The sequence below is a fragment of the Dictyobacter kobayashii genome (assembly GCF_003967555.1).
In the GTDB taxonomy this organism is placed as follows: domain Bacteria; phylum Chloroflexota; class Ktedonobacteria; order Ktedonobacterales; family Ktedonobacteraceae; genus Dictyobacter; species Dictyobacter kobayashii.
In genome coordinates this window covers 5,999,930-6,015,268 of the sequence record NZ_BIFS01000001.1, presented here as the reverse complement: position 1 = coordinate 6,015,268, position 15,339 = coordinate 5,999,930, and the positions used below count along the sequence as shown (strand labels likewise).

12 protein-coding genes and 1 pseudogene are annotated in these 15,339 nt (G+C 51.0%); 6 read left to right on the top strand and 7 right to left on the bottom strand.

The window, feature by feature from the left end; genetic code table 11:
- Positions 1 to 74: 74 nt before the first annotated feature.
- Positions 75 to 464: a hypothetical protein gene (locus EL645_RS26815; protein WP_126553914.1), complete on the top strand. Its 390-nt coding sequence runs from the start codon at positions 75 to 77 to the stop codon at positions 462 to 464.
- Here the strand turns inward: EL645_RS26815 and istB are convergent.
- Together istB and istA are read right to left on the bottom strand one after the other, a co-directional pair.
- The gene (istB, locus tag EL645_RS26810; RefSeq protein WP_126548762.1) at positions 411 to 1,205 is read right to left on the bottom strand and encodes an IS21-like element helper ATPase IstB; all 795 of its coding nucleotides are present in this window, start codon (positions 1,203 to 1,205) and stop codon (positions 411 to 413) included. The genes EL645_RS26815 and istB overlap by 54 nt on opposite strands.
- Positions 1,202 to 2,452, bottom strand: coding sequence for an IS21 family transposase (gene istA, locus EL645_RS26805; protein WP_126548761.1), 1,251 nt, complete (start codon positions 2,450 to 2,452; stop codon positions 1,202 to 1,204). The genes istB and istA overlap by 4 nt, the downstream gene beginning before the upstream one ends.
- A 293-nt stretch (positions 2,453 to 2,745) precedes the next feature.
- Between istA and EL645_RS26800 the strand changes: the two genes are divergently transcribed.
- Entirely contained in the window at positions 2,746 to 4,584 is a 1,839-nt protein-coding gene (locus EL645_RS26800; protein WP_126553912.1) for a hypothetical protein, read from the top strand.
- Between the two features lie 412 nt (positions 4,585 to 4,996).
- On the opposite strand, the gene EL645_RS26795 is transcribed toward EL645_RS26800, so the two are convergent.
- Both EL645_RS26795 and EL645_RS26790 read right to left on the bottom strand, forming a co-directional pair.
- Positions 4,997 to 9,727, bottom strand: a complete 4,731-nt coding sequence (locus tag EL645_RS26795; protein ID WP_126553910.1) for a hypothetical protein — start codon at positions 9,725 to 9,727, stop codon at positions 4,997 to 4,999.
- The gene (locus tag EL645_RS26790) at positions 9,688 to 9,990 is read right to left on the bottom strand and encodes a hypothetical protein (protein ID WP_126553908.1); all 303 of its coding nucleotides are present in this window, start codon (positions 9,988 to 9,990) and stop codon (positions 9,688 to 9,690) included. Before EL645_RS26790 ends, EL645_RS26795 begins: the two co-directional genes overlap by 40 nt.
- A gap of 274 nt (positions 9,991 to 10,264) precedes the next feature.
- On the opposite strand from EL645_RS26790, the gene EL645_RS39615 reads away from it, so the two are divergent.
- The 3 genes from EL645_RS39615 to EL645_RS26780 all read left to right on the top strand — a co-directional run bounded on the left by EL645_RS39615 (position 10,265) and on the right by EL645_RS26780 (position 12,195).
- Positions 10,265 to 10,714, top strand: a complete 450-nt coding sequence (locus tag EL645_RS39615) for a hypothetical protein (protein WP_161977717.1) — start codon at positions 10,265 to 10,267, stop codon at positions 10,712 to 10,714.
- The gene (locus EL645_RS26785) at positions 10,711 to 11,448 is read left to right on the top strand and encodes a magnesium transporter CorA family protein (RefSeq protein WP_161977716.1); all 738 of its coding nucleotides are present in this window, start codon (positions 10,711 to 10,713) and stop codon (positions 11,446 to 11,448) included. The genes EL645_RS39615 and EL645_RS26785 overlap by 4 nt, the downstream gene beginning before the upstream one ends.
- A gap of 273 nt (positions 11,449 to 11,721) precedes the next feature.
- Positions 11,722 to 12,195 carry a hypothetical protein gene (locus EL645_RS26780; protein WP_126553904.1) on the top strand — a complete coding sequence of 158 codons (474 nt, stop codon included), beginning with the start codon at positions 11,722 to 11,724 and terminating at the stop codon, positions 12,193 to 12,195.
- 186 nt (positions 12,196 to 12,381) lie between these two features.
- Here the strand turns inward: EL645_RS26780 and EL645_RS26775 are convergent, their stop codons facing one another.
- Entirely contained in the window at positions 12,382 to 13,131 is a 750-nt protein-coding gene (locus EL645_RS26775; protein WP_126553902.1) for a metal-dependent transcriptional regulator, read from the bottom strand.
- A 251-nt stretch (positions 13,132 to 13,382) separates the two neighbouring features.
- Here EL645_RS26775 and EL645_RS45790 point away from each other — a divergent pair.
- Positions 13,383 to 14,367, top strand: a pseudogene (locus EL645_RS45790) (aldo/keto reductase).
- A gap of 344 nt (positions 14,368 to 14,711) precedes the next feature.
- Here the strand turns inward: EL645_RS45790 and EL645_RS26765 are convergent.
- Both EL645_RS26765 and EL645_RS26760 read right to left on the bottom strand, forming a co-directional pair.
- Entirely contained in the window at positions 14,712 to 14,930 is a 219-nt protein-coding gene (locus EL645_RS26765) for a hypothetical protein (RefSeq protein WP_126553900.1), read from the bottom strand.
- The gene (locus EL645_RS26760; RefSeq protein WP_126553898.1) at positions 14,921 to 15,103 is read right to left on the bottom strand and encodes a TetR/AcrR family transcriptional regulator; all 183 of its coding nucleotides are present in this window, start codon (positions 15,101 to 15,103) and stop codon (positions 14,921 to 14,923) included. Before EL645_RS26760 ends, EL645_RS26765 begins: the two co-directional genes overlap by 10 nt.
- Between the last annotated feature and the right edge of the window lie 236 nt (positions 15,104 to 15,339).

Genomic DNA, 15,339 nt, shown 5'->3' with positions numbered 1-15,339 from the left:
CACGTGCATGAGTGGCCAACGACCGAATCTCCTATTGTAGGTCAGGGCAAATTCACCTTTGAGGAATTATGCTGATGGTTACACCGGCTGTTGATGGTATTGATCTGTTTAAAATCGCAGGCCGCTCCATTTCCGGATGGATTCCCAGTTTCAAAATGGGTGCACTCTCCCCCATCCGTCAACCGTTCTGTAGTCAGTTGGAAGAACGTCTCCTCATGTGGCTTGAATACAACCCTCAAGTGGTCAGTTATGCTCGCGGTGTCAAGGCCGGTGTAATCACGAGCCGATTGAGAATTGGCCGCCCTAGTGAAACGAACTCCAAAGAACAACATTCCATGAGCGCCGGCGAACAAATGCCGACCAAACTGCGCCAGAATCAAGTGATCCCAACGCCGGCGCACAAACGCCGCTTACCGAACGCCGGTAGATTTGCCGCCGGTGGCGCTGAGAGCCACTTCCGGTGAGGCTGAGAGGCTCGTACGCTCGGTCTGACGCTCCTTCATGCGATAACTGCGCCCATTAATGGGGATAACCTCAGCATGGTGAAGCAGCCTGTCGAGCAGTGCTGTGGCAAGCACTTCATCCCCCAGGAGAGCGCCCCATTGAGCAAAGCTCGTGTTGGAGGTCAGGATGATCGAGCCATGCTCATAGCGTGCCGTCACCAACTCAAAGAAGTGGTGCGCCTGCTCCTGTGACAGCTTGGTGTAGCCGACTTCGTCGATGACCAGCAGACTGGGCGCGATATAGCGCCGCAGACGCTGCCGCATGAGGCCAGGATGCGATGCACTTTCCAGGGCCTGTGCGAGCTCAGCCAGGGTCGTAAACAACACGGAATGCCCTGCTGCGAGCGCTCGATCCGCCAACGCCAAGCTCAAGTGTGTTTTGCCTGTCCCCGGAGGGCCGAGGAAGACTACATTGGTACAGGTTCGCACAAACGAGAGATCCGCCAGTTCCCGCAGTCGCCGTTCGGAAAGGGTCGGCTGAAAGGAGAAATCGAACCCATCCAAGGTCTTTTTTCCAGGAATGCGCGCCGCTTTGAGCCGCCGAGCGATGGCCTTCTGCTCACGTCCATCTAACTCCGCAGCCAGAGCTCGTTCCAGCAACATCTCATAGGTCCACTGCTCGTGCCGGGCCGCATTTAGGACGTGTGGCAGTGCTGCTTCCAAGTGCGTTAAGTTCAGTTGTTTGTATACTCCTTTCTTCATGCGACCACCTCCTGCATGGTCACGACTCCACAATACTGATCATACTCCTGGAGGGGACGGCTTTCGACGTCCGGGGCAGGCTGCAAATGGCCTAAGGGCGTGGGCGCACGGCGGGTAGCTGAGACGGAGGCGACGGTCTTCCACTGGTCCGCGTGCGGCACGCTCTCTTGCGAGCGCGGTCGCTTCTCGATAGCAAACACCTGAGTGCCAGCCGACCAGACGGTGAGCAAGCCCTTGCGCTCACGTACCTGGACCTGTTTGCCTGCCAGTTGCAGCGTCCCTGGCAGCCCATACAGCACGCCATCGTAGGAGACGTAGCCATCCCAGGTGACTTTGCGCTCTTCGGTGGCGAAGCGTTCCCAAGCAAAGTCTTGGGGCAAGGGCAGCAGCTTCTCTTCGGCAAGGCGATCCACGGGCCGTGCATGGGTCGTGCGATGCACACGGGAGTTGATACGCTCGCACCACGCATGCGCCTGGCGATTGAGATCATCCAGATCGGTAAAGGTGACCCCACCCCATAAACTCTTCTTGACATGGCTGACTGTACGCTCGACTTTGCCCTTCGTTTGTGGTGTGTACGGCTTGCAGACGCGTGCGCCAACTCCAATGGAAACCATGAAATCGGCAAAGCGGGGATTCCACCGCGGCTTGTTCTCCTCCATTTCTAAGAGGACGCTCTTCATGCGATCCGTCAGCGCAACCTTCGTTAAGCCACCAAAGTACTCAAATGCCTCCATTAAGCAGCGGATGAGCGTGGGTGTGTCGCAACGCTTCACAAAGGTCACAAAGCGCATGCGTGAATAGCCAAGGATAGCCGTAAATCCATAAAATTTACGCATCTGACCCTCATGCTCGTATACAAACTCGCCCCAATCGAATTGAACCTGCTCTCCTGGATTGGTTTCGTATCGTTGTACGGGCGCGTGGCCAGCCACTGCAGCCCGCAGCGGCTGCACGTATTCCTTGAGGATACTGATCCTGCCGGTGTAGCCCATCTTCTGTAACCGCTCGAAGATCACCTCGCAATTGGTGCAATGGTCTTCCATGACCCACTTCTTGATCTGTTCTTTAAATGGATCAAGCTTGGAGGGACGCACCGGACGCGGTTTCGGGATCACCGCCTCGGGATGTTTCAAGTATTTGCGTACCGTTGTGCGTGAGATCTCCAACTCCTGAGCAATTTCCTGTACATTCTTCCCCTGTGTGTAAAGATCGTGTATTGTTAGCACTGTCTGACTCCTAAGCATGGTCGGTCTCCTGAGAATATTGTTGTGTTTATATCCTCAGTCTACCGCCTTCTTGGGGGTCGGTCAATTCTTCACCGGCTCGAGTATACACCGTCCTTAATAGCGGTGACATTGGCCCGGCATTCGCGAGTGCATACCGATTACCACTTCCAAAGGATGCACCATTTGCCATCGGATACACGTTTGAAGGGAAATCTCACTATTACCTCCCCGATGCTGTTGGGATGCTCCAATCAGGAAAGCCTTTTATTGCCGAAGCAGGCATGGAAGATGATAAACGAGGTGATCGTAACTTGGCAAAGGCCGAGGCTGCCCGAAGGCTGGCACACATCCAACGAGGCGTATTCTGGCTCGGAACCGAGCGCACGCTGACCCGGCAGCGCCATTACAATCTGGTATTCTTGCATGCGAGGCGTCGACCTTTTCCTGCCTTTGCTGAGATCGCCGTCGCTTTGCAAGAGATCTGGCCCTGGGGAGAGGTTGCCAGTGTTGAAGAGATCGAGAGCCGTCTTGTTTCGCGATGGCCTGCGAATTTGGTAGAAGCAACCATCTGGAAGGTCGTGGGAGACAGCCTAGCCGCAGGGCATCTCTTAGTGAATCTGGAGATGCACACCCTTGATCGCAAAGTTCCCCTAGCCCTGTTACCACCTGGTGCACCTTTTCTTGCCCCTGATGCGCTCCCTGAAACCCTTCTCCCAGAAGCAGAGGTTCTCCCACAATCCATCGAACTTCAAACATCTCCCTCTATTTCTGGTTCAACCTTTGATGCTTCTGTTCTCTCCGATACCCAGCAAGAGCGCTTTCATCGCAATGTACGGGCGGTCGAGCAGGTGCTGGCCGGGGTACAACAAACCAAGGTAGCGACAGAAACAGGTATTCCACGTTCAACATTGGGGCGCATGGTCCGGCGGACCCGTGAACTGGGTCAGATCGCCTGTGTTCCTCGTGGGACTTATGTTCGCAAAACGACGATGCACCCAGCATTTCAGGAGTGTATCCATCGACTCTTTCTCCTCCCAACGCGGCTCACGATGGTTGCCATTGCTGAGCATACGGAAATGCATCAGGTGACGGCACGCCTTTCTTCCCAAACAGGAACAGATGTGCAGCTACCTTCCTACAAACAAGTGCGCACGGAAATCGCCCGACTCAAGAAAGATCCTGATTTGGTGGCGGTGCGTGAGCAAGCAAAATCCCTCCCACGTCCACGCTCCTCGCCAGAGTCGTTTGTGCTTTCTCTTCCCTCACCGGCCTTGCTCGCTCAGGTAGATGATGCGCATGATCTCTCGCTCCAGCATTTAATGTTCCTCAAGGAAGTCACCGATCAAGGACGATTACAATACAATCACCGTATCGGCCTGTGCCTGGTCGCTGCCGGGCGTGGAACCACGATCCCACTGAAGGAAATCCTGGATCAGCCGGAGACCATGTGGTTGCAATTCCGCCGTCGCATGGACAAATTAGAGCCATTCTGTCGGATTGCAGGACACACATCGGAAGAAGTGTATGAGGTTCTGGCTACGGTGGAAATCGCGTATCGGGAACTGTTTCCCCAACTGAACTTGCGCCAGTGGTCAGGAATTATCTATGCATGGCTCACACACTCGCTTCTTGATCCGACGAACTCTGGTCGTGTGACGATGGATAATCTGATGAAATTGGTGACGGCGGCTCTGGAAAGGACCTACGAAGCAGGCAAGGTCGATGTGCAAGAAGAAGCGCTGGAGCAAGCTGCCGAGCTACTCATGCTTCGACGTAATACCTTTCGGATTATCGATGGTGCAGGGCCGAGTGTCAATGATCAGGATACAGTGTCTGAAAGTCCAGCAGAGACGAAGCCTGTCGATGCGAAAAAGGAGAGCCAGACGCTTTCTCCGGAACCTGAGCACGTATCGCAGAAGCGCCTGGAAAGCCAGAAACACCCTGCCACACAGTCGAAATGCGCCTTCTGTGGAGTGGTTCCCATTGATCTTCAGCAGTTTTTGGATAGTGGCGTTTCCCTTGTGGAGTGTCCCGATTGTACCAGCACCAGTTCACTCACACCACACAAGGAAACCTCCAATTCAAACCGCACAAGCGCCGCAAAACACGCTCGACTTCAACAGAGCCGCGATGGGCTAGACGCGAAATGATCTGGGCAGTAGTGAACGAGTAGAGCCTTTTTCTGTTCGAATGTACCCCTTATTTACAAAATGGCGATGACCAAATGCAGATAGAAAGCGCCTTTTCTTGATATCAAATTACTCCTGCTCACCCCTTCGGGGCAACTGCTTGCTCATTTGGGCAAAAGGTGCTCACTCTTCGGGTCATTTACTACCTATTTCTCGCTTTGTTTGAGCTTTTGCTAAAGCAGGAGCGATTTCTCAAATTCATGAAACATAAGTACTCACATTTTCTGCTGGGATGCTCATATTTCACTTTGAAATTAACCTATGTTTTGGTCAATTGACCACTAGTAAAATAATGGCAAGGAGAGGAAGAAAATAGCAAAAAACCAACGCCCGGAAACAACATCTAACTTGTGTTTGAGATACAGCCGTTGGACTAAGGCCACCAGGAACCAATCTCTAACATAGCGCTGCTTACCTCCAGTAGAACACGTTCATTACCCACCATTGAAAGGGCTGGCATCAGCGCGGTCAGGATAAATAACGCCTCCCGACGTGTCCGCCTCGCCAGTAAATGTAAGGTGTAGTTTAACAACAGATATATCCGCTCTCGCTCACCGTCCATTGGTTCGCTCTTTACTTCCCCCAAAACCTGGGCCGCGATATAGGGATCTTCTTTCTTTTGCATGTGTATCAGGGCCTTCTCCAATATTTTTGCCCTACCACTGGCAGAGGTGGAACGCTGCAGTTCTTTCAGAACGCTTCCCTGATAATACTGGCTCTCCATTGACCAGAGCACATCCAGGGTCTCCTCCAAATAATCTTCCGGCAGAGCTATAGCCAGTTTCGTCAATATCGCCGCCCGATCTTCTTCCGCTTTCAGACCCTGTACTATCTCTAAAATCACGGGCACTGCTATTAATGCATGCTCATGCGGTAGGTACCCGATCAGGATAGCCAGCAACGTTGCTCGCCATCTTCTGTTCCAGGTTACTATCCCTCCTTTCTCCAACCAGGAGGAGTCTCCCTTTTGCCTCACGAGCAAGTCTCTTACAATTTCAATAGCCTGTCTTTCTTTTAGATAGGGAGCCAGGATCTCCAACATATCCGCTTGCAATTTCCCATAAGGGAAAACCAGCACTCTTTCCGCTATGTGAGTAATATGCTCTGGTTTGCTGTATGGCAGAAACTCTTTGATGGCCAGTACCCAGCGCTCACTGTTTTCTATTGCCTGCAGTATGTCCCAGGCTGCAGTTAGATAGTCGGCTGAAAGATATGGGAACGTCGCAATGAGGAGTTTCATCATTGAATGCTCGGATTTCAATTCGTATAACGATTCCCAGATCTGGGGCCAAAGCTCTTGCGGCAGACGCGGTATCAGCGTCGTCATGATCTGGATACGTATCTCTTCGTTGGTGATCGTTTGTACAAGCGGGAAAAATTGACCAATGAGTTCATCCGGTACGCGTGGCGCGAGCCTTTCTAATATGGTCCAATAGGGACGTTCAGCTACCAGCGTTGGCAATACCTCCCATACTTGCTCTAGATGTTGTGTGGGCATATAGGGAGCCAGGATATAGAGCGTCTGCGAGCGTTGTTGTATCTTTCGAATGGACAGGGCTGCTTTCCATGTCTGCATAAAGAGTGCTTCAGAGAGATGTGGGGCCAGAGCTTGTAAGAGCCACCATTGCCCCTCAATAGTGTCCCATAACGAAGGAAAATAATTCCCTGGTATGCGGGGAGCCAGGGCTTTTAGGATAGTAAGTTGCCTTCCTCTATTGGTAAAAGCCAGGGCGATTTCCAGTACTTGCAGCACATATACTTCCGGCATGTATGATGCCAGCGCTTCAATGATCTCTTCTCTCAACTCTTCATTCGGCATGAGCAATGCCATCTCCATCAGCTTGTTGATTATGCTCTCTGAAAGGTGCGGGACAGTTTTTGCCAGGATTGAGCTACGCCATCGCGATTGCTGAAAGGTGAGGACCAGGCGAAAAAAGGGTATGAACACTTCTTCTGACACGTACGGCGCTAGCGCTTCTAATACCCGCGTTTGTTCTTCACCATCGTCTAAGCTCTCAACGATGGTGAAGACAGGCGGAAATGATGCGGGTCGCAGATGAGGAGCCAGAGCTCGCAGCATCTCTGCCTGGCTCTCCTTCTCAGACAGTGTCGGAACAATTCCCACTAGTAATTGTTCCTGCTCCATTGGTAGCGTTGTTGTCGTCAAGGACAGGCAGACACAGATGATGTGAGTACGCTCAGCCTCATCTTTGATAAGTTGGAGCACGTGGAGGAGCTCGTACACTCGCTCTCCTCTCCGTTCTTTGGGGAGAGAAGACACCAACACTTCCAGGACCTGGGCGCGTTTGTCTCGCTCTTTCATCCCTCTCACGATATCCAGTGCTTTGGAGAGCAGGTCGCCATAGAGGCGCGGGGCAAGCTCGATCAAAACTTGTACTCGATAAGCCTCGTTTTGGAAACTCTGGACCATGTCCAAAGCTCTTGCTAACCGTTCATTGGGCAACCGCATCCCTAATTTAGTAAGGATATGAGCACGCATCTCTTCCGTGTGGACCTTCCAGGCAAAATCAAAGATTTCTGGTAACATGAAGCTGAATAGCCGCTCTATGGCACGGTCAGATAAGCGGGGCGCGATGGCCAGGAGGGTTTGTAAGCGTTCTTCTCTTCCTGCCATTGCCTGAAAGACTACTGTAAGGCTATATTGCTTATCCAGTGATTTCCCTTGGAGAAGATCTTCTAGTTCGGCTAGCAACCAGACGCGATAGCCAGGGTCATGGATCGTTAGCAGGAGCTCTAGTAATCTTGGAAACAGCTTTTCAGGAAGATAAGGACCTAACGCAGCCAGCAGATTAGCACGGCAACCTTCATCCCAGATGCTTTGTGCATGCTCTAATACTGGCTCCAGGTGCTCTATTGTCAAGCGGGACAGCAGTAGTAGCAAGACAGCATTGCACTCTTCGTCGCTTTTCATGGCTAACACAATCTGTAGAAGCTCAAGTAAGGACTCTTCAGGCACATATGGAGCTATTGCCATCAACGCCCGAGCCTTGACTCTGTCATCCCAGAGAAATTTCATCTCATGTAAGGCCTGGCTATATTGGTCTCTCGATAAGTAAGGCGCCAGTTTGATGAGTGCCTCAATGCGGTAGTCGCGATCTTCAATATCTTGCTCTAATCTCCAGCTTGCTTGCAGCGCCTCTGCTTTCCATCTTTCAGGAAGATGCACCACCAGTTCAGTCAGTAGCCGCATTCGTGAGAGACCATCTAGAACATGCTCCGACTGCTGGAAAATCTCTTGTAAACTGCTTTCGGGTACGTATGGGATCAACGCGATGAGCACTGGTATCCGGTACCGTTCTTCCTCAATCTGGCACGCTAGTTCCAGGATATGCAGTCGCTGTTCCGTACTACTATATGCAGCAAGCCCTTCGTAGGCCAGCGCTCGATATTCTTCCTCTTCAATCTCTTGCACTAATACTATGACTTTTTCCAAAAGCAGAGGATAAGGGGCTAGACTGGGTGCTAGTTCAACCAGGATTCCGGCACGGTCGGCTTCGTCCTCGATTGCTGGAATAGTTTCTAGAATGTGCCGCAGCAATTCTTCAGATAATCCTGGCGCCATTGCAATGATGGCATCAAAGCGTGTGTATTCGTCTCTGAGCGTCGAAATAGTATCCAGGGCTTCATGCAGGATTTCTGTCTTTACAGGCTCTTGCACATAAGGAGCCAGAGCCACCAGTTCTAGTGCTCGCGCGGTTAGATCGGAAATCAGCCGGATACATGCCAGTCCCTGGGCAGGCGTCCAGATGCCTGTTTTCACTGCTTCTAGCATTAATCGAGACGATATACTATTTGTCATGCTGTTGACGCTTACCTGGCACAGGAGACAAAGAATCTCTTCTCCTTGATAGGAGGCCAACTCTCCCCCATTAATCATCTCTCGATCTAACTGCTCAATGGCTTGCCATGCTCGCTCTACGTCACCCAGAAAACCTGCCTGGGCACGGTCTAGCTTTTCCCAGGCACGTCGCCAGCCATTGCTTACTAATGTGAGGAGCGTGTCTGTGCTGGCCTGGGCTCGCTCTAGATGAGCACCATAATATTGCACAATATAGACAGAGGCTTGCTCCGGCTGCAAGCTCGCTTCATTGAGGGCCGTTAACGTTTGTGCTCCCCATTTTAGAAAACGTTGCTCAATTTCCTCACGCTCAGTTTCGTTGAGCCGTTCTTCATAGAAGTAGTTCCCAAGCCGTGGATGGCTGAAGACATAGCCTTGATGGATACCGTCACCCGTGACAAAACGAGCAAGGGGAACCAGGTATTGCTCTAATTCGTCTTCCTGAAACTGCATGTCGCCTGGCAACAGGCTCATGATGTCTTTCTTGCTTAGTGGTCCCAGTGCGCAGGCTAATATGTTCAACACCAACTGGATGGCCCCCTCTCGTTGGGGCGACTCATACTTCCACAATTGGCGTTGATCCTTCCACCACCGCTCGAAATATCCTTCCAGACCTGGGTGGATAGCTCGGAGATCTTTCTGGGTAAATTGAACTACGGCCTCTCCGCGCTTCCATAAATCGTCTACATAGAGACGAATCAATAGTGGATCGCCTTCACTTAGACGGTACAGTTCGGAAATTATGTCAAAACGCGCACTTAAAAGGTCCAGGGGAAAACCTATTTGGTGGAGAACATTGGATATACCCGACCGATCCAACGGTAGAAGCTCCAACGTACTGGCCTGCCCTGGCTGCTCCCATCCCAGTCGCTGCAGCCAGGAGTCAGCACCCTGATCGTTGGCCAGCGAACGCGCTGAGAGCACAATACGTAAACCAGTTGGGGGGGTGCGCGGAAAGAGTGGTGAACCTGCCGTCCAGTCAGCGGCTTCATCTATCCCGTCTAAAACTAGTAGGAGCCTGCGCCCATCCGGTAAGGGACGCATCAAATAATCACTGAGAAGCGTACGCCAGAATTCTTCGGCGAGATTTGGGTCTTTAGGAATCTGCTCACCATGCAGTGAGGCTAGTAACGCCGCCAGGGCGGGAAAAGTTATGCCAGCCAGGTTGGTTCGAAACCGAATACTTACCGGAAAATAGACAATCGCTAGCTCACGTCGCTTGAATAATTGTTGGCACCAGTGCAAAAGTAATGCGGATTTTCCACGGCCTGCTGGGCCGCCAGCAGTAGGTAGGGCGGGGCCTGTGGATCTTCAAGCCACTCATCCAGGTGCCTGAGATCGCGCTCGCGCCCACCAAATGGAACTGGCTGTTCTGGCTTCCCTAAATATTCTATCAGGAAGTTTTTTACCCTCGTTACCACATCCGTCGGCAACGCGCGCAGCCCTTGCGTGAAGGTATTTATAACTGTGTTCAGATAACTATTGCTCGTTCTTTGATAGTTTTCCATCGCTAATGTATTTCCTCCACGCTGTATATGTCAAACTATGGTACTGGTTGCTGCTGAAAGAAATTCTTGTTTACTTTATAAATGCCAATTACCACGCAAATTGTAGCATAGATAACAATCATTATGCAATAGCATGCAAAACGAGAAAAAGTGATGGGCATTAAACTATTTTTGGCCGATACATTTGTAGATAAATTCTCTTCTAGAACGTATCATAAAGGACTTCTTGTTTTTCTCTCTACCACAGATAAAAAGAAAGAATAGCATATCTATTATGCCAACAGAAAAATTAACCGTGAAGGACCAGCGTAAGAAGCTTCTCACAAGGCTGTCTCGCCTGTCCGTGAAATATAGAAGACCTGGGTCCGCGACTACTCTCGCTGGTGGTTCCAGGCAAACACTTCCATCGACAACTACATCCCTTATCCAGGATGTTATTCACTTTGAACAGGCACCTATGCACGAGAACTCTACGCTACAACCAACAACATTTATAGGTTATACTTTTCAGGCTGCTATCCCACCACGTAATATAGAGGTTTCAGATCTAGCTGAAACTCTAGCGGGAACCGACAATTATACCTGGATCGATCTCTCAAATTATGTGGCAGAAGATCTCCAAACATTGGCCCAGGCACTACGCATTCATTCAATAGCAACCCAGGCTGCTCTTTCCCCTGGCGCAATCCTCGCCTGGATGTTTTTGGAGACCATTTCTTTGTGACTGCAACCTTGCCGGTTCTAGAAAGTAGGCCTTACCGGGTACAGGCACATCAGGTCAATTTGTTTGTTGGCGAGAAATTTTTTCTTTCCGCCCACCAGATCCCTCTGCCATTTACAGAACGTATTCTTACCCGCAGCGCATTACATACAGAGAATACTCAGATCGATTCGGCCTTCTTTTTGTATATTGTGTTAGATGAGCTATTGACTTACTATGAAGATGTCAATGCTCAAATGCAGGTACAGATCGAGCAGATGGAGGAGCGCGCCCTTCTCGATACTTCTGATGACTTTCTGACAGAGTTGCTGCACTTTAAGCGCTATGCCTTCGCGTTAAGTCAGTTGGCAGATCAACATCGCGCCATCTTTGCTGTCTTTTTGCGCCCTGATTTCCACTATATTCCTGAGCAGGAGATTATGCTTTATTATCGGGATCTGGATGCCCGGCTTTCACGCTTGATCGATACGTCCAGGGCCGCCAAGGAATCAGTGAATGGTATCTTCGATATTTATGTGTCCCATGTGTCACACCATACAAATAATGTCATGAAGATCTTGACCATGGTCTCTACCATCCTGCTACCATGTACCCTGATTTTCACTTTTTTTAGTACCTACACTATTCAGGATATCCCGCTCCTTACCCATCGTATCGGCTTTGCGGTAATGGTCTTGAGTGTGGTCTGCGTCAGTGGAACGGTGTTATGGCGCTTTCGCCATAAAGGATGGCTTTGATGCCATCCTTCCTCTCTTCGCTTTAACCACCCGGCGCTCCACTGGCTGGCCATACTATGCTGGTTCAGCATTTGGCTTCCCTCTACTCATTCCCATTTTATCCACATCGTTTGATGGTTCTCCACAAGTCATCCACATCCTTCATGCTCAGTTGGTGGATAACTCGCTAGGCAAAGGATGGGTCATTCGGCTACACTTTCTTTAGAAGTTGTTCTTCGTCAGCCTTACAAATTCATTGCTCTCATTCTTTTCTATGCATAAGGAGCACGGTGTATGTCTTCAACCATGGGACTTCCTCGCAGCGTCCTTCGCCATCGCCCGATTTATTCTTATCCTGAGTCAGAGATTCCGGCCTGGGTTCGCGCTTCTCGCCAACTTCAGAACCATAAAAAATCTCAACTGGCTTCTTTGCCGGGCGCTCGACTTCTGCTGCGCATGGCTTCACAGTTTCCTTCCGCCTCCTTGGCTACACTGGTTGGCATTGGGATGAGTTTTGCGCTGCTGCTAATCTTGCTGGCACAGTGGATGGGGGGTTGGATCGCTACTACGAGCGATGATTGGCACTATGGTCGACCTCGTACGTTTCAGACAGATGCTTATGTGGGACATGAGCAGACGGGCCAGCCTAGCCATTTTGTGGCCCTCAATATAAAGGGGCAAATTGAGGTGATTGAGCTTCCTGGCAATGATGCGGCCCGTGCACGCATCTTTATCGGCCCCGCCTTAGTGGCTCACAGGTGGATTTGATACCTATTACGCTCCAATTCGTCGACCCGCACCATACCCACTATCCCGATATGCTGCTACGGATCGGCCAGAACACGGTCCTATTCGAGAATACCCATGGCACATTTCGCCTTCAGCAGTAAGTTAGAGGATCATCGAAGCGGTCGCTTCGATGATCCTCTAACTTATACACACATAAGAGAATAATTATGGCGCTGGCTCTTCTATTGGTGGCGTGGCTTGCGGCTTGTCTTTCAGTTCTGGGGTCACTGGCCGTACAAGAACAGACTCGGTGACCGCCTCGCCTATTGCATGGGTCTGGGAGCCGATGCGCACTGTATATACACCTCCATATGGTGCTACGGCGAGGATATCCAGTTTGGCACCGGGGATTAGTCCTAAGGAAGACAGGTAACGTAGGAGATCGGGATTTTCATCGCTTACTCGCTGTACAATGACCTGCTGCCCCACCTGGGCCGTTGAGAGGGGTTGGCTGACTGGCGTGATCACCCCTCCTACTTTGTTGGGGATGGGATCTCCATGGGGATCTTCGGTGGGATGCCCGAGTAATTCATCCATTCTATCTACGAAGGCGTCTGAGATAGCGTGCTCGACTTGCTCGGCTTCTGCATCTACTTCTTCCAGAGGGAAACCCATGATCTGAATTAAAAAGAGTTCAAGTAGACGGTGCCGGCGCACCAGGGATGCCGCCATGATGGCTCCTACCTCGGTAAGCTCAACCCCACGATAAGGAGTGTATCGTACATAGTCTCGCTCACCTAACCACTTGAAGAGCTGGGTAACGGTCGCGTCACTCAATTGACCCGTTGGTTCTAACGGCGATAGGCGCTCTTTCATGGTCGATGTGGTAATGGCCTCGCCGTGTTCGCGCAATTTGTAACAGAACTTCAAGCAATCAATCGCCCGAATTGGCAAGGTTCGTATCTCTGGTGACATTACATAACCTCGTTTTAAAAGCTAAAAAGTAGTATCTTAAAGTATCTAGCTACCACAAATTAAAATGTCTTGTCAAGATTAGATTCGGAACTTCTTCTCTGGTTCCTCCATCATCTATCGCAAGATGTGCAGGATTATTCAATCATTTGCGCGAATTATTCTATCACTCTGTGCGAAAGCGCGTCTATAATTATCACCAGACAGAGATCATGCCTCTCTGTTTTTGTAAACAGGATGGAGAAGATCAGCACATGCAGAAGCGTACACTTGGAAACAATAATCTGGAAGTCTCGGCCCTTGGGCTCGGTTGCATGAGAATGAGCCATGATGAAAACCCGATTCCCGACAAACAGGAGATGATCGCACTGATCCGGTCGGCAGTCGAACGCGGCCTTACCTTTTTTGATACCGCCCAGGTCTACGGCCCGTTCACCAATGAAGAACTGGTGGGCGGAGCTCTTGCTCCCTTGCGCGAGCAGGTGGTGATCGCCACTAAATTTGGCTACAAATTTGGTTCCAATGGGGAGACGATGGGCCTGGATAGTCGGCCAGAGCATATTAAGCAGACCGCCGAGGACTCACTCAAGCGGCTCAAGATGTCATCGATCTGTACTATCAGCACCGTGTGGACCCTGATGTGCCTATCGAAGAGGTGGCCGGAACAGTCAAGGATCTGATTCAAGAAGGGAAGGTGAAACACTTCGGCCTTTCTGAAGCAGGCGCAGAAACCATCCGTCGCGCTCACGCGGTCCAGCCGGTCACGGCAGTTCAGAGCGAATACTCGCTGTGGTGGAGAACCGTTGAGAAGGAAGTGCTTCCTGCTTGCGAGGAGCTCGGTATCGGCTTTGTTCCCTACAGCCCCCTGGGCAGGGGCTATCTCACGGGGAAGATCGACGAAAATACGTCCTTCGCCAGTGTTGATATCCGTAGCCGCCTCCCTCGCTATACTCCGGAGGCACGGAAAGCCAATCGGGCGGTAATTGATCTGCTTGCCAGGATTGGAGACCAGAAGGGTGCAACACCGGCTCAGATCGCGCTGGCCTGGCTGCTCGCTCAGAAGCCGTGGATCGTTCCCATACCGGGCTCCCGCAAGCTTGAGCGCCTGGATGAGAATATCGGCGCTCTTGACATCGAACTGAAGCCCGACGATCTGCGAGAGATCAAAAGTGCCATCTCAAAGATCACGGTACAAGGGATCGGTATCCCGATCATCTCGAGCGCATGACCAATCTCTAAGCTAAAAAAAAGGGAAGATGTAAGGCAGGGTCGCTTTCATATCTAGCACCTGGGAAAAGCAATTGAAAGCACGTACTCGAGGCGAAGATGCTTTGGCAGTCCATCGCCTCTTCAAATTTTCGGTCGGTTAATACTTAAGGGAAAAGTACCGCTTCGAATCGATATCAAGGTGGTACTTACACAAGTCTCCATCCAGGGGCAGCCATCATCCATGCTTTGTTCGCGGCCTGAACAGAGTGCGCCATGAACCCGTCGTGCACCAGGCATAGATCATCGCCAGCAACGCGATAACGGCAAGTGCGCCAGCAACTGTGGCAACCGAGGAGTTTGGTGTACGTACAATGTTAGCCACCATAAAGAATCATATCATTCAAGCGTGTCGCGTGAGCAGGCTCGATCTCTGGCATATCCGAATAGTTCAGCCGCACGATATCCATCGGGGGCTGCGAAAGCCACCAATCAGAAGCCGCGTAGAGCTGTGCCTGTATCTCCTGATGGGCCTGAGAAATGGCATGTAACAATCCTTCATGATGCCGCTTGCAGTTACGCTCCATCACTTCCATAAACAACTCCTCTTTGCCCCGGGAACGTGATGATAGAGCGAGGTATGATGAATACCCACCTGCGCGGCGATAGCACGCAACGTGACTGAGGCATACCCCTGACGGGCAAAAAGGAGTTCAGCAGCATCGAGGACGCGCTCACGCGCCACTGAACGAGATTCTTTATCTTGCATAAAAGAAAACCTACCAAATGTTTGGTAATAGCATACTTTGCAACATTGGAAGATATCAAGGAGAGAACAGGGGAAGAAGACCCTGGATATTGTTCTTTGATTCCTTGTCACACAAAGCACGTTACTGATCTCGTGCTAAGAAACTAAAGAGAGGAGCCGCATTGTCGTGGCAGCTTTTGATGATCTCTCGTTTCTTTCGGTAGAGGGTGTCTACCTGTTCCGCCGTTTTTTGACAC